The sequence below is a fragment of the Ruegeria sp. CDSA077 genome (genome assembly GCF_059612265.1).
The window spans coordinates 1,342,325-1,359,968 of sequence record NZ_JBXWQG010000001.1 but is presented as its reverse complement, the minus strand read 5'-3'; the positions used below and the strand labels follow the sequence as shown (position 1 = coordinate 1,359,968).

Sequence of the window (17,644 nt, the reverse complement as noted above, 5' to 3'; positions counted from 1 at the left end):
CACTCGGACCTGAGGTTAGAGCGGTAGAAAACAATGACAGACAATGTCGTGAACTCCGGGATCGAAGACGTACTGTCATCGGTCAAGCGGCTGGTCAGCGAAGAAGGTCGAAAAGTTCCCGATCTGGTGCGTTCCAAGTCAGAGCGAAAGCCAGGGCGGCTTGTTCTGACTGATGCGCTCAGGGTCGGCGAGCAAACAGGTGTCGAGACGCAGCCTTTAAAGCTGGACGCTGAGTACAGCGCTGAAAAATCGGTGAAACCGATGCTTCTGCGCGCCTGCGATGTTGTTGCGGGTGATGAAGCGGAGTCGGCTACAGAATATTCACCTGATCCAGTTGCGGAAGAGGGCATAGCCAAAAGTCTAAGTGCCAAAATTGAGGCGCTGGAAGCCGCGATCGCCCGGACCGAAGATCAGTGGGAGCCGGACGGTGACAGCGTAGATGCCTATTCCGGAACGCCAAATCAACCGTTGGAATGGCAACCCCAAGACGAAGCCCCAGATGCAGAGACAGAGACTGTTGAAAAGGCAGTGTTTGTACGGGACCCAGAGGTATCGGCTGCCGCGGATACAACAGGTTCAGAAGCAGATGCTGCCATGTCCCGGCTTGATGAAGATGGCTTGCGCTCTTTGATTGCGCAGGTTGTTCGTGAAGAACTGCAGGGCGTACTGGGTGAACGCATTACGCGGAACGTTCGAAAAATGGTTCGCCGCGAGATCTACCGTGCGTTGGCCGAGCAAAAAGCCGAGTGAGAGTCAGCCTTTAATCGGCGTTTCAGCCAGTTCCAGCAAGCGATCCAGATCCATATGTCGTTCCAGATGGTCGGCCAGACGATCAAGCGTATCTTCGACACCGTCCTCATAGTGCAGGGTGGAAGAGACTCCCAAAAGCTGTAGGTAATCGGTCCGAAATTGATCGGATGAGAATATACCGTGTAGGTAGCTTCCACGTATCCGGCCAGTCCGATCGGCTGCGCCCTCCGGGCGGCCCTCGACCTCCAGCCAGGCGCGGGTGCAATCATTGCCTTCGGTGCGGCCCATATGGATCTCATATCCGGTTAGCGGTTGGTGCCCCGGCAGGGCGCGTGCAGTCCGCAGGGTCACCTTTTTCTCGCCGACCATAACGGTATCCACATCCAACAGCCCCAATCCATCGACTGTACCTGGCCGCCCGTCCACACCATCGGGATCAGCAATGGTGTTACCTAGCATTTGGTAGCCACCGCATAATCCCAACACGTGACCGCCACGTCGCACATGGGCATAAAGGTCGATATCCCAGCCCTGCGCACGAAAGTAAGCCAAATCGCCAATGGTTGATTTGCTTCCGGGAAGCAGGACCAAATCCGCATCGCCGGGCAGCGCGCGGCCAGCGGGCACGATCTCGACCGTGATGCCGGGTTCTGCCGATAGCGGATCAAGATCATCAAAATTGGCCATCCGTTCCAACTGAGGTACTGCAACCTTGCAGGAACCGCCACTGTGGGACCGGATGTCCATCATATCTTCGGCTGGCAGTTTCCATGCATCGTCGAACCAGGGCACAACACCGATACAGGCCCAGCCTGTTCGAGCGGCGATGTCATCGCGACCTTCGTCGAATAGGGATACATCGCCCTTAAAGCGATTGATGGCAAAGCCTCGGATCATTGCCAGATCGCCAGCATCCAGCACGGCCTGAGTCCCGACGATCTGAGCAATTACCCCACCTCGGTGAATATCGCCGACAAGTACGACCGGAACACCCGCGGCGCAGGCGAAGCCCATATTGGCAATATCACTCTGACGCAGGTTGGTCTCGGCCGGGCTTCCGGCCCCTTCAACCAACACCAGATCAGCGTCGGTGCAGAGCCGGTCAAAACTCTGGCGCGCGGCTGTCATCAGCTTGGATTTATCCTTGCGGTAATCGCCAGCCTGCATCGTTCCGGCGCGTTTGCCCTGAATGATGATCTGCGCGCCTGTATCTGTTTCAGGCTTCAAAAGGATCGGGTTCATATCCGTATGTGTGGCGCGTCGTGCCGCCAACGCCTGTAGGGCTTGCGCGCGCCCGATCTCGCCACCATTTTCGGTTACTGCGGCGTTATTCGACATGTTCTGCGGTTTGAACGGGGCAACCCGTAGGCCTCGGCGCGTATAGGCGCGTGCCAATCCGGCCACTAGAACCGATTTTCCAACATTGCTGCCTGTGCCCTGAATCATGATGGCGCGAACCATGCCGAGTCTCCTGTAAGCTAACGCGCAGATGACCTGATTTAACGGTGAAGGGAAAGCCCCGGATGACGTGGCATTGTCATCATTTTTCAGTCATCGGGTGAGGGCGCAGTTTCGCACCGGAATTCATATTCGGGGTCTATGCAACAAAAAAACACGCCTCCATCAATAGGAGGCGCGTTTTTTCAAACAGACTCGTGTCTGTGATCAGGCGGCTTCGGCCTGTTGGGCGGCGTTGCGGCGCTCGCTTTCTTCGCGCGAAAGAGCGACCGAAGTACGCACACCGCGACCAACGAAATCCATCAATCCGCTGACAACCCGTTCATTTGGGTCGATACCCGCGCAAGACAGCACTTCGCGCCCATCGCGCGAGCGTGCCCAGCGGGCGATCTGTTCTGGGCCATTGCCATACTTTTTGTCGTCGGCAATAGCATCATCCAGCGCAGCCAAAACGACAGCTGCGAAAAGTTTACGAGCACGGTTGCCTTGCTCATTGTTAAAGGCGGTGCCGTCAACGAAATCTCTCATCTCGTCTTCCTTGTTGTTCTTGCTCTTGCATTTTCGGCGTGACGGTTCTTATGACCTATTAAGTGCGATTCGGATACACCTAATGTGCATAGTTGCGTTGCGTCACGCGCATAGCTTGCTGCGGCTGCAGCACAAGGTGTCGTTGTCTTGTCAGGTGCGGCCACGCCAGATATAGGGTGCGCGACTGACGCATCAACCGTTTGTGAAGGATTTAAGTCATGCCCAAGATAAATGGGAACGAAATTCGCCCCGGCAATGTGCTTGAGCATAACGATGGGCTATGGGCCGCTGTCAAAGTTGATCATGTAAAGCCCGGTAAAGGCGGGGCTTTTGCACAGGTCGAACTGCGCAATCTGCGCAATGGTTCCAAACTGAACGAACGTTTCCGCTCAGCTGACAAGGTCGAGCGGGTTCGCCTGGAACAGAAAGACCAGCAGTTTCTATACGAATCCGACGGCATGTTGGTGTTCATGGATTCCGAGACCTATGAGCAGATCGAACTGTCCGCTGATCTGTTGGGTGATCGCCGCCCGTTTCTGCAGGACGGCATGACTATCGTCGTAGAATTTTACGAAAGTGAGGCACTGAACGCCAAACTGCCACAGAAAGTGACGTGCAAGATCGTCGAGACCGAGCCTGTGGTCAAAGGTCAGACCGCTGCGAACTCGTTCAAACCGGCCGTTCTGGACAATGGTGTAAAAGTCATGGTGCCACCGTTTGTGGGCCAAGATGAAATGATCGTGGTGAATACTGAAACCATGGACTATTCGGAACGCGCGTAACTGCACTTCTGCTTTAAGACACCGAGAACCGCGACAGCCCGCGCTGCGCGGTTCTTTCTATTTTTAGTCTTTGACGCGTCGGTATTTTTCGGGGTTCGGGCCAAATAGTTCGAGCATCAGTTCGAATTTGATCCGGTTTGCGCTGACCTGGCGATAATAGGCGATCAGAAAGGCCGTGGGGCCTTGAATACGGCTGAGCCCACTGGTGGCGGCAACAACTGTGCCGACATCGGTTCTGCCCTGAAGGACAAGCCAGCCACCCAGCATCAGAACCCCAACCGTCCCGGCGCCGTTGATCACGCTTAGAAGGAATTTGGCCGAGAGCTTCCAGATGAACATCTTTCGGCGAGTTTCGTAGATTTTGTCGAATTCCGCTTCGATCTCGTGCGCGGCCGCGTCAATCTTTTCTGCTGTCAAACTGTCGGTGGCGCGGCGCAGGATACGAACGCGTTCGGCGACAAAGACGTTCACTTTGCGTTGCGAAACCAGAACGATGATGATCTGCGGCGCGACCATCGAAAAAGCGATCAAACCCAGTCCCGGCTGTGTAGACGAGATATAGCCAATCACGCTGATCAGAGTGCCGATTTGGACCACCGGGTCGGAAAAGGCACCGCCTGCGAATTTACCCAGCTCTTCTGCTTCGGCAGAAATGGCGGTAGTCATGGTCCCCTTGCGCATGGTCTCGCCGGTTTCATCCAGATCGGCGGACCGGACCAGCAGCCTTTGCCGGATCAGACGGATCATATCCTCGCCCAGTGTTCCCGCCCGATAGCCGAGCAGCCATTTCAGCCCCAGGCTCAGCAAGATAACCACCATCATGCCCGCACCAAGCAGGATCATCCGGTCCACGGATACATCGTCCGAGGTCAGGTGGTTGATGATATCGCGCTGAAACTCCAGCGGGACCGCTGCCAGAGCGGCAACCGCAATAGACAGGATGATAAGGATGATCTGCCGGGCGGAACTGGCACGCCAAATTGCTTTATACAGACGAAACATTAACTCACCCGGATCACTGAACCAAACCTAGTTTGGCAGCCTGTGCTGGGCGGATCAAATGGTTCCGGGGCTGGCGGGGCCATGGCCAGGCTGTATTCGAGAAATTTCATTCCGTCAGGCGCACGGTCGCGTCGCCCGCCTGCATATCGCCCTTGGCCCTGTCGAGCCTGAGATATGCGATCCCCTGGCCATCCGCTTGGGTAAACAGGCGCCCCACGGATTTCCCGTCAGCAGTTATTTCGGTTCCGACAGGCGTGGTGCCCGCGACATGTACCGTGCGCAGCCCTTTACGCAGCTCGGTCTTGTGTTTCATGCGCGCGGTCACTTCCTGACCGACATAACACCCTTTTTTGAAATCAACACCGTTCAGCAACTCGAACCCTGATTCCAGAATATAACTGTCTTCGGTCAACTCGATTCCGGTTTCGGGAATGCAATGGAGCACGCGGATCGCGTTCCAATCGGTTCCGTCCTCGCCTTCCTCATCTTCGGTATATGCGCGCCAGCCCATATCTGAATGGCGCGGATCGGGCAGGGCCCCATCGGGTGCCAGGCCAGTGCCGCGTTGCAGATTCAGGCCGCTGGCTTCGATCGTTAGGTCGGCGCGCAGCTTGTACATGCTCAGACGTTTGATCAACCCGTCGGCAATAACCTCGGCGACGTCCAGCAAGATATCGTCGCCCTCGCGTTTCAGAAAGAAATCGGCCAGATACTTGCCTTGTGGGGTCAGCAGCGCCGTATAGACCAGACCCCGATCAAGCCCGGCAATGTCATTGGTCACCAGCCCCTGCAAGAAGCTGTCAACGTCGGCACCGGTTAGGCGCAGAATGCGGCGATTGGGCATGGCAGAGTCCTCGTCTTTTCCATGGTGCTCGTGATATATGAGAAGTCGCTCATAAGACCAGAGGATATCCGACGTGCCGGCACCGATCAGTATTGTAATTCCAACCCTGAACGCGGCCGAAACCTTGCCTGCTACACTTGGAGCGCTGATGGAGGGGCTGCGCGCAGGGTTGATCCACGAATTGATTGTGTCGGACGCAGGCTCTACCGACAAAACCCATGAAATCGCCGAGAATGCCGGGGCCAGGTTCGTGACCGGAGAAGCCTCGCGCGGGGGGCAGCTGCGCCGTGGTTGTGCAGCCGCCAAAGCCGATTGGCTGTTGGTACTTCATGCGGATACGGTTTTGCAGGACGGGTGGAGCAATGTTGTGCGGGATCATCTGCCCTCGGGGCGACCTGCGGCGTTCAGACTGGCCTTTGTGGCCGCGGGGTTTGCGCCATCCTGGGTTGCCGGATGGGCCAATCTTCGTAGCCGGATCTTTGGGTTGCCCTATGGTGACCAGGGCTTGCTAGTCCGGCGTTCTGAATATCAAGATGCAGGCGGTTTCCCGGAACAGCCGTTGATGGAGGACGTGGCGCTTGCCAAAAAGTTGCGCCGCATCACGCTGTTGTCCGCCCGCGCCTTTACGAGCGCGGACCGGTATGAACGGGCGGGGTGGTTGCGTCGTGGTGGTCGGAATCTGTGGACTCTGATCCGCTATCTTCTGGGCGCTGATCCCGAGCGGTTGGCGCGGGCGTACCGGCAGTAAGCGTCGTTCTGAGTTCGACAATGGATTTGCCCAGCCGGAACGGGGCGGCGAAACTGACAAGGCACAGCGCAATGATCTGAAGCACCAGAATATGCCCGTTTTCCCGCAAATACTCCCATTCATCCTTAAGCTTGCCGACCTGAGTGACAAGGTCATCGTAACTTTGGGCCAAGATCAAATAGTCGCCTGCGATTGCGGGAACTTTCCTGCGCAGATTGTCGATAGCTTCCTGTGTCGGGTCATCCAGCGTTGTGAACACCAGAAACTGGTCGACGTCGAATGAGTGCACCTTCGATGTCATCGCGCGCATGTCATCGCGCTCTTCCCGGGCCTGCCGTCCAAACAGGAATTGTAACCCCCTCAGAGGAGCGACTTCGTTTGTTACGGCAATAAACAAGGGCAGGTCAGCGTTGCTTGCGGTGGAGGCTGAAAGGAACTCAACTTTTTCGCACAGCGCTCCGATATCCTTGTCATAGGCCGGGTCGCAGAACCGCAAACGAAACCGCGCGGCGTCGCGGTCAAAGGCAAGCGTTGCGGCATAGGCAACGTCAATCTGCCGGTCCAGACGGGAACTGTCCGCTGTATAAAGCCCGGCCATCACCGCAACCAATGCGCCGACCCCGCCCAGAACCACCCAGACCAGATCAGCCAGTTTCCATGCGCGATGCCCGGCTGGTTTGCGAAACAGGAACGCTGTGCCGACTGTGCCGATCAGAAAAAACAGAATCAGCAGCGGCAACTGGTTTTCGGTAATAAATGTCATGGAAACAAAGTGACCAACCGCCGGTCAAGTGGCAACACTCCTCACGGGCAGTTGTAGTTTTGGAACAATCCGAGGCTAAGAGCCCGAACTTTGACCGAATTTCCGAAACAGCTTGGTGCGATCAAAGGCCTGTTCCAGTTCGACCGTGCGATCTTTGACCGAATCCCAAAGCCGTTCCTGAACTTCGGCTATGGCGCATTCCATCAGGGTCAGTATCGCAGCCATCGAATCCCAGGCAGAAGGCACCGAGATGCGCGCCGCGAATGTGTGTTTGGCCAGCCGGTGGATTGGCGAGCGCCACTGATCGGTCAACAGCACGATTTCGGCCCCGCGCTCGTGGCAGAGCTGACCAATCAGCAGGCTCGCGTTCTCATAGCGCCGGACATCCAGCGCGATCAGCACATCCCCTTGACGCACGTCCAACAGATCATGGGTCCAGGATGCGGCGACCGGCAACAGGCGGACATCCGGTCGGATCATTTGCAGGTGCAGATACAGGTATTGCGCCAGTGTTCCGGTAATGCGGCCACCGGTGATGAAAATACGCCGATTCTGATCGCTCAGCAGGCTGCAGAAGCTATCGAATTCGTTGGGGTCGATCTCGTCGATTGTGCGCTTCTGGTTGGCCAGAGAACGCTGGGAATAGCGGTTGAGGATATGTTCTTCGGGCAGGTCATTCTGCCAGACATCACGTTTGGCTACTGGCCCCGAGATCATTTCTTTGACCTCACCACGCAGCGCGGCCTGAAATTGAGGATATCCGTCAAAACCGGTCTTTTGCAGCATCCGTGCAACCGTAGTGGTCGAGACTGAGGCGGTACTGGCCAATTCGGTGATACCGCCCAGCCCGGCCATCGGGTAATCATCCAGCAGAACGCTGACCAGTTGCCGTTCAGACGGGGTCATCTTGTCCCGATGGGCCAGAAGCCTGTCTGTCACCCGCACTGGCGTGTCCTCCTATTATGCGACCAGACCATAATGTGAATAATTTTTCAGCAAGATCAAGCTTGGAAAAATTTATACAGAAAAAATATTGACAGGATGATGCGGTCTGTGGAAATTTTTCCACAATGTCTCATTTTGGAATCGCAGGACGGTAGATTGGACTTCGGCAAAGTTGTTCATACGGATTTGGCGGGCAATGCGCCTGTGGTCGTGCTGGTGTGCGAACATGCGTCTAATCGTATCCCGGCTTTTCTGGGTGATATGGGGCTAAGCGCTGAAGCACGCGAAAGTCATATTGCCTGGGATCCAGGCGCACTGGCCGTGGCGCAGGCTATGGCCAAACGCATGTCAGCACCTTTGGTCCATGGCGGGGTGTCTCGGCTGGTCTATGACTGCAATCGCCCGCCCGAGGCGGCGGGTGCAATGCCGATCCGCAGCGAGGATTACGAAATCCCGGCGAACATCAACATGTCGCCCGAGCAGCGAGTGGCCAGAATCGAAAACGTGTATCAGCCGTTTTGCGCCGCTCTGTCGGATTTGATCGATCAACACAGCGCTTCACTTAGGCTGATGGTGACAATCCACAGTTTCACGCCGATCTATCTGGGGCAGAAACGACAGGTCGAACTGGGTATTCTGCACGGAGTGGACAACCAGTTTGCCACAGCGATGATGGCTGACGAAGCTATCGGCAGCCCCTTTATCATCAGGCTGAATGAGCCTTATTCTGCGGCGGATGGAGTAGCTCATACACTGGATACCCAGGCGCTGCCCCACCGCTTGCTGAACGTGATGATCGAGATCCGCAATGACTTGATCCGCACGCCTAAGCAGCGGGCAGAGATGGCCGATTGCCTGGTGCCCTGGATTGCGCGTGTTCTGTCCGGTTTTCAGGAAGGGGCGTCAGCGTGATCAAAGCGATGAGCGCATATGTCCGTATCGTGGATGCGATCAACTATCGGATCGGGCGGGTCATGATGTGGGGCCTGTTTGTCATGATGGGCATCCTGCTGTGGTCTTCGATATCAAAGACCTTCTTCCTACCGTCGCTCTGGACACTTGAAATGGCACAGTTTGCGATGGTGACCTATTACATCATGGGTGGGCCATATTCGATTCAGCTGGGTTCGAATGTGCGCATGGACCTGTTTTACCACAACTGGAGCCCCCAACGAAAAGCGTGGTTCGATGCGTTCACCGTGCTTTTGCTGATCCTCTATTTGGGTGTGCTGTTCTACGGTGGGCTTGGGTCGACGGCGTATAGCCTTGGTTATTGGGGCGACGAACCCGTTTCCTACTTCACCGGACTGCTGACCGGCAGTGAAGAGATCGGTCGGCTTGAACGTTCCTCGACCGCGTGGCGGCCGTATATCTGGCCGGTCAAATCCATCATGGTTTTCGGCTTCTTCCTGATGTTGCTGCAGGCAGTCTCGGAATTTTTCAAAGACATTGCGCGGATCAACGGGCAGGAAATCGGGGTACAGCGGGCATGAGCCAGGAATATATCGCCATCTTCATGTTCGCGTTGATGATGCTGATGCTGTTCACCGGTCAGCGCGTTTTTGGTGCGATCGGTGCGGTTGCGACGATCGCGGCGCTTTCATTGTGGGGAACCGGAGGGCAGGACATCACGTTTTCAGCCGCGATGAAGCTGATGAAGTGGTATCCGCTGCTGACCCTGCCAATGTTCATTTTCATGGGCTATGTGCTCAGCGAAAGCAGGCTGGCGGATGACCTGTATCGCATGTTCCATGTCTGGATGGGGCCGGTGAACGGCGGGCTTGCCATCGGGACGATTGGTTTGATGGTCTTGGTTTCTGCCATGAATGGCCTCAGCGTGGCCGGGATGGCCATTGGAGCTACGATTGCTTTGCCTGAACTGTTGAGACGCGGGTACGACAAAACCATGGTGACCGGCGTCATTCAGGCCGGGTCCAGTCTGGGTATTCTTGTACCACCTTCGGTGGTTCTGGTGCTGTATGCGATGATCGCCCGTCAACCTGTGGGACAGTTATGGCTGGCGGGGATCGTGCCCGGGCTGATGATGGCTGGTATGTTCATCCTTTACATCTGGATCCGCTGCCGCATTCAGCCCGAGCTCGGCCCAGCGATGAAAGACGCGCATGAGGTCCCGCGGGCCGAGAAGATCCGGTTGCTGGCCGCTGGAGCGCTGCCGCTGATAATCTTTGCGTCGATGATGGTCCCATTCGTGAACGGATGGACGTCACTGGTTGAAAGCTCGGCCATCGGGGCGCTGGCGGCGCTGGTAGTATCAATCGCCAAACGCCGGATGACCTGGGCGATTTTCGAATCCTGCACCAAGCATACGCTGGCGATATCCTGTATGTTCATGTGGATCATCCTGGCTGCGCTGGGCTTTGGCGCGGTTTTCGACGGGCTTGGTGCGGTGAAGGCAATCGACAACTTGTTCACCGACCAGTTGGGCCTGTCACCCTGGATGATCCTGATCTTGATGCAGCTCAGCTTTATTGTCATGGGCACGTTTCTGGACGACACCGCGATGCTGGTCATTGTCGCCCCGCTTTATGTACCGCTGGTTGGTGCGCTGGGCTTTGACTTGATTTGGTACGGGGTTCTGTACACGATCACCACACAGATCGCCTATATGACACCGCCTTTCGGCTATAACCTATTTCTGATGCGCGCGATGGCCCCACCAGAAATCACGCTGAGGGATATCTATGGCTCGATCTTTCCGTTCGTCGCCGTGATGGTTCTGGCGCTTACGATTATCATGATCTTCCCGGAACTGGCTCTTTGGCTGCCCGGCTATGTCTATGGAAATTAACAAGAATGCCTTTCGAAGAGGCACGAAGCACTTCAACAGAGAGGAAATTGACATGACGACAAGACGTAAGTTTCTGAAAACCGCCGGGGTAGGGGTCGCAGCCGCACCTCTGGCCGCACCGGCGCTGGCTCAAAGCACGATCACGTGGCGCATGCAGACCTATGCCGGTCCTGCGCTGGCTGCGCATGTGATCGACCCGGCAATCGAGATGTTCAACAAGATCGCCGGTGACCGGATGCAGATCGAGCTGTTCTATGCTGACCAGCTTGTTCCGACAGGCGAACTGTTCCGTGCCATGCAGAAAGGCACCATTGATGCGGTACAGTCCGATGATGACTCGATGGCGTCGCCCACCGATGTCACAGTGTTCGGCGGCTATTTCCCGTTTGCCTCGCGCTATTCCCTGGATGTACCGGTTCTGTTCAATCAGTACGGTCTGAACGAAATCTGGGACGAAGAATACTCGAAAGTCGGGGTCAAGCACATCTCGGCTGGCGCATGGGACCCGTGCCATTTCGCCACCAAGGATCCAATCAACAGCCTGGCGGACCTGCAAGGCAAGCGTGTCTTCACTTTCCCTACAGCGGGTCGCTTCCTCAGCCAGTTCGGTGTGGTACCAGTTACACTGCCATGGGAAGATATCGAGGTCGCCGTACAGACCGGCGAGTTGGACGGCATCGCATGGTCGGGCATCACCGAGGATTACACTGTCGGCTGGGCGGACGTGACCAACTACTTCCTGACCAACAACATCTCAGGCGCCTGGGCCGGGTCTTTCTTTGCCAACATGGATCGCTGGAACGAGTTGCCGGAAGATCTGCAAACGCTGTTCCGTGTTTGCTGTGACCAGTCGCATTACTACCGCCAGTGGTGGTACTGGGGCGGCGAGGCCAGCTTGCGGGTCAATGGAGACAAGATGCAGCTTACCACGATCCCGGATGAGGAATGGGCACAGGTCGAAGGCGCGGCAATCGCATTCTGGGATGAGATTGCGGCAGAATCTGAGATCAAGGCGAGGGTTGTTGAGATATTCAAGCAATACAACGCCGACATGCTCAAGGCCGGACGGCCTTATCGTTACGGATAATAAGCAACTTCCCGACGCGGGTAACTCCTCTCGCGTCGGGTTTGGACATCACCTGGCGACACCTCTTATGTTCATATCAATCCCAATAACAGAGATGCGAAACCGGATGCACAGTGCTGCTCACCGGTCGGACGGGGTATGAACACATGGCCATCGCTGGTTTTCTGATCGAGATTTTTGCCGCAACCATGTTGCTGCTTTTCGCCGTTCGCCTGGTTCGTACGGGGATTGAGCGGCGATTTGGCGCGCTATTTCAATCGCTTTTGACCCGACATTCAAACAGTTTTGTCGCCGGTGGCGCGGGTATGGTTCTGGCTACGATCCTGCAAAGTTCAGCCGCCGTGGCGGTTTTGCTGACAGGGTTTGCGGCGGCCGGAATGGTCAGTTTTGGCATCGCCCTGGCGGGGGTTTTGGGGGCCGATCTGGGATCGGCTCTGGTCATTCAGATACTGTCTTATGATTTGGGATGGTTGCAGCCGGTGTTGCTGGCGCTGGGCGGGTGGCTCTACCTCAAATCTGATCGGGCAAATGTTCGCCTGATGGGGCGGATTGTTCTGGGTGTAGCCTTCATTTTGGTATCACTGCAATTTTTGCGCGATGCTGTCGATCCGATCCGCGAAAGCGCCTTTTTGCCGGCCATCGCGGGCTATCTTGAAAGCGACTATTTCAGTGCCTTCATCGTTGGAGCTGTGCTTGCCTTTGTCATGCACAGCTCGGTTGCGACAATCCTGATGTGCGTGACGCTGGTACAGATCGGGGCAATCCCATTCGCGGCGGGTTTGTCGTTGGTATTGGGGGCAAATTTGGGCTCGGCCTTTATTCCGATCTGGTTGACGCGCGACCAGATCGTTTCGGCCCGCCGGATACCGATAGCCAACCTGTTGCTGCGCGGCAGTGCGGCGCTTGTGATGCTGTTTGCTGTCAACGTCACCGGGACCCATGCCGCATTGATGATCAGCGGGCCGGGGCAATCGTTGATCTTTGCCCATATCGGTTTCAACCTCGTGGTGTTTCTGCTGGCAACCGGATTCGTCACCCGGATGGAAGCGCCGATGGCATTGCTCATGCCCGAGACCGACCCTGAATCTGGTGTGGCAGATCAATTCTCGGGTGCTCTTAATCCGCTAGGCGACCCCAGTGCCACAGGCCCTGATGTTGCGATGTCCTCGGTGCGCCACGAATTGTTGCAGATGGTCACGCAGGTCGAACGCATGTTCCGCCCGGTGCTGGATATCTATGAGCGTGACGACATTGATACCATTGCCGCCCTGTCGCAGCAGGATGAAATGGTAAACGCCCAGTTGACGGAAATCCGACGCTTTGTCGCGCGGTTGCCGCGGCAGAATATGAGCAAGTCTCAGATCAAAGCCGCCCGTGGTCTGGTGGAATACGCTATTCGGCTCGAGGCCGCTGGAGATGTCGTGTCGAACAGAATGACGCGTTCAGCAAAGAATAAACACATGGAAAGGTCCGAGTTTTCCGCCCAGGGGTGGAAAGAACTCAAGGATTTACACGCCACCATTCTGGAAAGTTTTTCGCTGGCGCGACACGTTTTGTTGGTGGATGACGTCGACTGTGCCCGCCGTCTTGTTCTGGATAAGGCCGAGATCAAAAAGATGTCCCGCGACAGCCGCAAGGCGCATCTAAAGCGGCTGGAGCGTGGTCAAACGGAAAGTTTCCAGTCCAGCGATCTGCATCTGGAGGCACTGCGCGCTATGCGCGATCTGCACGGCCATATCGCGGCCATCGCCTATCCGATCCTCTACAAAAGCGGACAGGTTCTGGAAACGCGGCTGGTTATGGAAATGGAGAAAGAAGCGGCCGAAGACTAACGGCCGTCGATGGGAACAGGGGCGCGGTGGGCCCGATTGTGATGAAGGATGAACATGATGGGCCATGATGCTGTGTTGGCGGACCTCAAAGCCAAGGTTGAAGCAGGTGAAGTAGACACCGTTCTTGTTTGCATGGTGGACATGCAGGGGCGGCTGATGGGCAAACGGTTTCACGCCGGTCACTTTGTGGCAGGCGCTTGGCAAGAGACCCATTGCTGCAATTATCTGTTGGCGACAGATCTGGAAATGGGCACGCCTGACGGATTTGCATCGACCAGCTGGGAGCGGGGCTATGGCGATTACGTCATGAAACCTGATCTCAGCACTTTGCGCCCGGTGCCGTGGCTTGAGGGCACGGTGATGGTGATGTGCGATGTTCTGGATCACCACACGCATGAAGAGGTCCCGCACGCGCCCCGGTCGATCCTGAAGAAACAGGTCAAACGCCTGAAAGCCATGGGTTACGATGCGATGTGCGCCACTGAGTTGGAGTTCTTTTTGTTTGAGAAGAGCTTTGACCAGATCCGCAAGGAAGGGTTTCGCGATCTGGCGCCGATCTCGGGCTATAATGAGGATTATCATATCCTGCAGACCACCAAGGAAGAGCATGTGATGCGTCCCATCCGCAATCATTTGTGGAACGCGGGCATCCCGGTCGAGAATACGAAGGGCGAGGCCGAGACCGGTCAGGAAGAGTTGAACATCAAATACGCCGCCGCCATGGAAACGGCCGAGTATCACTCGATCGCCAAGAATGCGGTGAAGGAAATCGCCTGGCAGCACGGGCATGCGGCCACGTTCCTGCCGAAATGGCATCATGACAAGGTTGGTAGTTCATCCCATGTGCATCAGTCGCTGTGGTCTGAGGGAAGGCCAATCTTTTTCGACGAAAAAGATCCGCTCGGCATGTCGGCAGTAATGAAAAGCTATATGGCCGGGTTGTTGAAATACGCTGCCGATTATACGTGTTTCATGGCCCCCTACATCAACAGCTACAAGCGTTTCCAAAAAGGAAGTTTTGCGCCGACGCGGATCATCTGGTCGGTCGACAACCGCACCGCCGGTTTCCGACTGTGTGGTGATGGAACCAAATCGGTTCGCGTGGAATGCCGTATTCCGGGCTCGGATATGAACCCGTATCTGGCGATTGCTGGTATGTTGGCGGCGGGTATCGCGGGCATCGAGGAGGGGTTGGAGCTTGAACCACCAACCAAAGGCGATGCGTATCAGAGCGAGTCCGGCATGATCCCCGGCAACCTGCCCGCTGCGCGGGATGCCCTGCTTGGCTCAACCATGTTGCGGGCCGCTATGGGGGACGAAGTTGTTGATCACTATGCGCGCGCCGCCGAGGTGGAAATCGAGGAATTCGAAAGCGTGGTTACTGATTGGGAAATTGCCCGCGGGTTCGAACGGGCCTGAGGGTGGACGAAGCTGGGGGCCCTGCCTGCCGCTATTGGTGCTTGAGCCAATGGCGCATCAATGACGGCCCCCGAGGTTTGTGTTGGCCAGATAAAGCAGGAGATTCTGCTTTTTAGAGGATGGAGTGGAGATGGGGCAGATGTTGAAATGCATCTCGCCGATCGATGGATCGGTTTATGATGAGCGCGAAACCTTATCGCGCGAAGCAGCGTTTGAGGTGGCCGCGCGGGCCAAGGAAGCGCAAACAGCCTGGGCAGCACGCCCATTACAAGAGCGAATTGATCTCGTGATGGCGGGTGTCGCCGCTGTTGGTGCGATGAATGACGAAATCGTGCTCGAATTGGCCCATATGATGGGGCGCCCAGTGCGCTACGGCGGAGAGTTCGGCGGGTTCAACGAGCGCGCCGGCCATATGGCCGAGATCGCGCAGGGTGCACTGGCCGATATTGCGGTGGGCGAGGATGAGGTCTTCAGGCGCTATATCAAACGCATTCCGCACGGGGTGGTCTTTGTCGTGGCGCCCTGGAACTACCCGTACATGACGGCGATCAACACGGTGGCCCCGGCGTTGATTGCGGGCAATACCGTGGTGCTGAAACACGCGACCCAGACCTTGTTGGTGGGTGAGCGGATGGCGCAGGCTTTCCATTCGGCAGGTGTTCCTGAGGATGTGTTCGAGAATGTGTTCCTGAGTCATGATGTGACTAACGATTTGATCGCTGGAAATGCGTTTGATTTCGTGAACTTCACCGGCTCGGTCGGTGGTGGTCAGGCGATGGAACGTGCGGCGGCGGGCACATTCACCGGGGTCGGTACCGAGTTGGGCGGCAAGGATCCAGGCTATGTCATGGACGACGCCGATCTGGACGCAGCTGTTGATACGCTGATCGACGGTGCGATGTTCAACGCGGGCCAGTGCTGCTGCGGGATTGAGCGGATTTACGTGCACGAAAGCCTGTATGATGCGTTCGTTGCCAAAGCGGTAGAGATTATTCAGGGCTACAAGCTGGGCAATCCGCTGGATGCAGAGACGACGATTGGACCGATGGCCAATGTACGCTTTGCCGATGAGGTCCGCGCGCAGATTGTCGAGGCAGTCGCGGATGGCGCAGTTACCCATATCGACACTTTCCCCGAGGATGATGGGGGGGCATATCTGACCCCGCAAATCCTGACCAATGTCACACACGACATGCGGGTGATGCGGGATGAGAGTTTCGGCCCCGTAGTTGGTATCATGAAAGTGTCGTCGGATGCCGAAGCCATCGCGCTGATGAATGACAGCGAGTTTGGCCTGACCGCCAGCCTCTGGACCCGCGACGTGGACCGGGCCGCGCAGGTCGGTGACCAGATTGAAACTGGCACCGTCTTCATGAACCGCGCCGATTATCTGGATCCGGGCCTGTGCTGGACCGGTTGCAAGAATACCGGGCGTGGCGGTGGTCTTTCTGTCATCGGCTATCACAACCTTACCCGCCCCAAATCCTACCATCTGAAGAAGGTGACATCATGAGCCTGTCTGGAAACTGGTCCTATCCGACCGCGATCAAATTCGGCGCTGGCCGCATCAAGGAACTGCCCGAAGCCTGCGCTGCGGCCGGAATGAAACGCCCTCTTCTGGTCACGGACAAGGGGCTGGCTGATCTGCCGATCACCTCGGCGACGCTGGATATTCTTGAGGCTGCGGGTCTGGGGCGTGGCCTGTTTAGCGAAGTGGATCCGAACCCCAATGAGAAGAACCTTGAGGCCGGCGTTGCGGCGTATCGGGCAGGCGACCATGACGGGGTAATCGCATTTGGCGGTGGCTCGGGGCTGGATCTGGGTAAGATGGTGGCCTTCATGGCCGGTCAGACGCGCCCGGTCTGGGATTTCGAAGATATTGGCGACTGGTGGACCCGCGCAGATGCTGATGTCATCGGGCCGATCATTGCGGTTCCAACCACCGCTGGCACCGGGTCCGAGGTCGGGCGCGCCAGCGTCATCACCAATTCGGAAACCCACGCGAAAAAGATCATCTTTCACCCTAAGGTACTGCCAACCGTGGTGATCTGTGACCCGGAACTGACCGTGGGGATGCCGAAATTCATCACCGCGGGCACCGGTTTGGACGCCTTTGCCCATTGTGTCGAGGCGTTCTCCAGCCCGCATTACCACCCGATGTCACACGGCATCGCGCTCGAGGGGATGCGGCTGGTCAAGGACTACCTGCCGCGCGCCTATACCGATGGCACCGATATCGAAGCCCGTGCCCAGATGATGAGCGCGGCAGCCATGGGGGCCACGGCCTTTCAAAAGGGCCTCGGCGCGATCCACGCGATGAGCCACCCGATTGGCGCGGTATTCAACACCCATCACGGGACGACCAACGCAGTCTGTATGCCCGCGGTGCTAGAGTTCAACGCCCCCGCCATCGCCGACCGGTTCCAGCAGGCCGCGGCCTATTTGGGCATCGATGGAGGCTTTGACGGGTTCCGCGCCTTTGTGCAGGAGTTTAATGATTCGCTGGGTATCCCCCGCAAACTCTCGGATATGAAAGTGACCGATGCGGCAATCCCCGAACTGGTCAAGGGGGCGATCATCGACCCCTCTTGCGGCGGCAATCCGATTGAACTGACCGAGGACAACCTGACAGCGCTGTTCAAAGCGGCGCTGTAAGCCTCTTGCCGATCCGCTCCCT

The 17,644-nt window shown here is 56.8% G+C and carries 16 protein-coding genes; 11 read left to right on the top strand and 5 right to left on the bottom strand.

From position 1 onward, the window contains the following. Positions 1-33 precede the first annotated feature (33 nt). Positions 34-750 carry a hypothetical protein gene (locus AC2FLE_RS06830; protein ID WP_496695968.1) on the top strand — a complete coding sequence of 239 codons (717 nt, stop codon included), beginning with the start codon at positions 34-36 and terminating at the stop codon, positions 748-750. A gap of 3 nt (positions 751-753) precedes the next feature. Here the strand turns inward: AC2FLE_RS06830 and AC2FLE_RS06825 are convergent, their stop codons facing one another. Continuing rightward, positions 754-2,211, bottom strand: coding sequence for a cobyric acid synthase (locus tag AC2FLE_RS06825; protein ID WP_496695967.1), 1,458 nt, complete (start codon positions 2,209-2,211; stop codon positions 754-756). 204 nt (positions 2,212-2,415) lie between these two features. Beyond that, on the bottom strand, positions 2,416-2,736 hold the full coding sequence (locus AC2FLE_RS06820) for a DUF6280 family protein (protein ID WP_108785849.1): 321 nt from the start codon (positions 2,734-2,736) through the stop codon (positions 2,416-2,418). A gap of 218 nt (positions 2,737-2,954) precedes the next feature. Between AC2FLE_RS06820 and efp the strand changes: the two genes are divergently transcribed. Further along, on the top strand, positions 2,955-3,518 hold the full coding sequence (efp, locus tag AC2FLE_RS06815; protein WP_142632922.1) for an elongation factor P: 564 nt from the start codon (positions 2,955-2,957) through the stop codon (positions 3,516-3,518). A 63-nt stretch (positions 3,519-3,581) separates the two neighbouring features. Here efp and AC2FLE_RS06810 read toward each other — a convergent pair whose 3' ends face one another. Then, a complete protein-coding gene (locus tag AC2FLE_RS06810) occupies positions 3,582-4,520 on the bottom strand; it encodes an ABC transporter transmembrane domain-containing protein (RefSeq protein WP_271947939.1) in 939 nt (312 codons plus the stop codon). 106 nt (positions 4,521-4,626) lie between these two features. After that, a complete protein-coding gene (gene ygfZ / locus AC2FLE_RS06805; RefSeq protein WP_496695964.1) occupies positions 4,627-5,364 on the bottom strand; it encodes a CAF17-like 4Fe-4S cluster assembly/insertion protein YgfZ in 738 nt (245 codons plus the stop codon). Between the two features lie 73 nt (positions 5,365-5,437). On the opposite strand from ygfZ, the gene AC2FLE_RS06800 reads away from it, so the two are divergent. Further along, complete coding sequence (locus AC2FLE_RS06800; protein ID WP_496695963.1) at positions 5,438-6,112, top strand: TIGR04283 family arsenosugar biosynthesis glycosyltransferase; 675 nt, start codon at positions 5,438-5,440, stop codon at positions 6,110-6,112. An 838-nt stretch (positions 6,113-6,950) separates the two neighbouring features. On the opposite strand, the gene AC2FLE_RS06795 is transcribed toward AC2FLE_RS06800, so the two are convergent. After that, positions 6,951-7,820, bottom strand: coding sequence for a MurR/RpiR family transcriptional regulator (locus tag AC2FLE_RS06795; RefSeq protein WP_496695961.1), 870 nt, complete (start codon positions 7,818-7,820; stop codon positions 6,951-6,953). 156 nt (positions 7,821-7,976) lie between these two features. On the opposite strand from AC2FLE_RS06795, the gene AC2FLE_RS06790 reads away from it, so the two are divergent. The 8 genes from AC2FLE_RS06790 to AC2FLE_RS06755 all read left to right on the top strand — a co-directional run bounded on the left by AC2FLE_RS06790 (position 7,977) and on the right by AC2FLE_RS06755 (position 17,622). After that, positions 7,977-8,732, top strand: coding sequence for an N-formylglutamate amidohydrolase (locus AC2FLE_RS06790; protein WP_496695959.1), 756 nt, complete (start codon positions 7,977-7,979; stop codon positions 8,730-8,732). Next, positions 8,729-9,313, top strand: coding sequence for a TRAP transporter small permease subunit (locus AC2FLE_RS06785; protein WP_142632934.1), 585 nt, complete (start codon positions 8,729-8,731; stop codon positions 9,311-9,313). Before AC2FLE_RS06790 ends, AC2FLE_RS06785 begins: the two co-directional genes overlap by 4 nt. Beyond that, positions 9,310-10,629 carry a TRAP transporter large permease gene (locus AC2FLE_RS06780; protein ID WP_271947929.1) on the top strand — a complete coding sequence of 440 codons (1,320 nt, stop codon included), beginning with the start codon at positions 9,310-9,312 and terminating at the stop codon, positions 10,627-10,629. The genes AC2FLE_RS06785 and AC2FLE_RS06780 overlap by 4 nt, the downstream gene beginning before the upstream one ends. Positions 10,630-10,681: 52 nt before the next feature. Beyond that, entirely contained in the window at positions 10,682-11,716 is a 1,035-nt protein-coding gene (locus AC2FLE_RS06775; RefSeq protein WP_142632938.1) for a TRAP transporter substrate-binding protein, read from the top strand. A 146-nt stretch (positions 11,717-11,862) separates the two neighbouring features. Next, positions 11,863-13,548 (top strand): Na/Pi cotransporter family protein, encoded by a 1,686-nt coding sequence (locus AC2FLE_RS06770; RefSeq protein WP_496695956.1) that lies wholly within the window; start codon positions 11,863-11,865, stop codon positions 13,546-13,548. A gap of 57 nt (positions 13,549-13,605) precedes the next feature. Beyond that, positions 13,606-14,967, top strand: a complete 1,362-nt coding sequence (locus AC2FLE_RS06765; RefSeq protein ID WP_496695954.1) for a glutamine synthetase family protein — start codon at positions 13,606-13,608, stop codon at positions 14,965-14,967. 130 nt (positions 14,968-15,097) lie between these two features. Further along, entirely contained in the window at positions 15,098-16,480 is a 1,383-nt protein-coding gene (locus tag AC2FLE_RS06760) for an aldehyde dehydrogenase family protein (RefSeq protein WP_496695952.1), read from the top strand. Further along, entirely contained in the window at positions 16,477-17,622 is a 1,146-nt protein-coding gene (locus AC2FLE_RS06755; protein ID WP_496695950.1) for an iron-containing alcohol dehydrogenase, read from the top strand. The genes AC2FLE_RS06760 and AC2FLE_RS06755 overlap by 4 nt, the downstream gene beginning before the upstream one ends. The last annotated feature ends 22 nt before the right edge of the window (positions 17,623-17,644 follow it).

Bases quoted from the DNA above. Each gene is read 5' to 3' on its own strand.
- AC2FLE_RS06830 (WP_496695968.1), top strand. From the start codon at position 34: ATGACAGACAATGTCGTGAACTCCGGGATCGAAGACGTACTGTCATCG.
- AC2FLE_RS06825 (WP_496695967.1), bottom strand. From the start codon at position 2,211: ATGGTTCGCGCCATCATGATTCAGGGCACAGGCAGCAATGTTGGAAAA.
- AC2FLE_RS06820 (WP_108785849.1), bottom strand. From the start codon at position 2,736: ATGAGAGATTTCGTTGACGGCACCGCCTTTAACAATGAGCAAGGCAAC.
- efp (WP_142632922.1), top strand. From the start codon at position 2,955: ATGCCCAAGATAAATGGGAACGAAATTCGCCCCGGCAATGTGCTTGAG.
- AC2FLE_RS06810 (WP_271947939.1), bottom strand. From the start codon at position 4,520: ATGTTTCGTCTGTATAAAGCAATTTGGCGTGCCAGTTCCGCCCGGCAG.
- ygfZ (WP_496695964.1), bottom strand. From the start codon at position 5,364: ATGCCCAATCGCCGCATTCTGCGCCTAACCGGTGCCGACGTTGACAGC.
- AC2FLE_RS06780 (WP_271947929.1), top strand. From the start codon at position 9,310: ATGAGCCAGGAATATATCGCCATCTTCATGTTCGCGTTGATGATGCTG.
- AC2FLE_RS06775 (WP_142632938.1), top strand. From the start codon at position 10,682: ATGACGACAAGACGTAAGTTTCTGAAAACCGCCGGGGTAGGGGTCGCA.
- AC2FLE_RS06770 (WP_496695956.1), top strand. From the start codon at position 11,863: ATGGCCATCGCTGGTTTTCTGATCGAGATTTTTGCCGCAACCATGTTG.
- AC2FLE_RS06765 (WP_496695954.1), top strand. From the start codon at position 13,606: ATGGGCCATGATGCTGTGTTGGCGGACCTCAAAGCCAAGGTTGAAGCA.
- AC2FLE_RS06760 (WP_496695952.1), top strand. From the start codon at position 15,098: ATGGGGCAGATGTTGAAATGCATCTCGCCGATCGATGGATCGGTTTAT.
- AC2FLE_RS06755 (WP_496695950.1), top strand. From the start codon at position 16,477: ATGAGCCTGTCTGGAAACTGGTCCTATCCGACCGCGATCAAATTCGGC.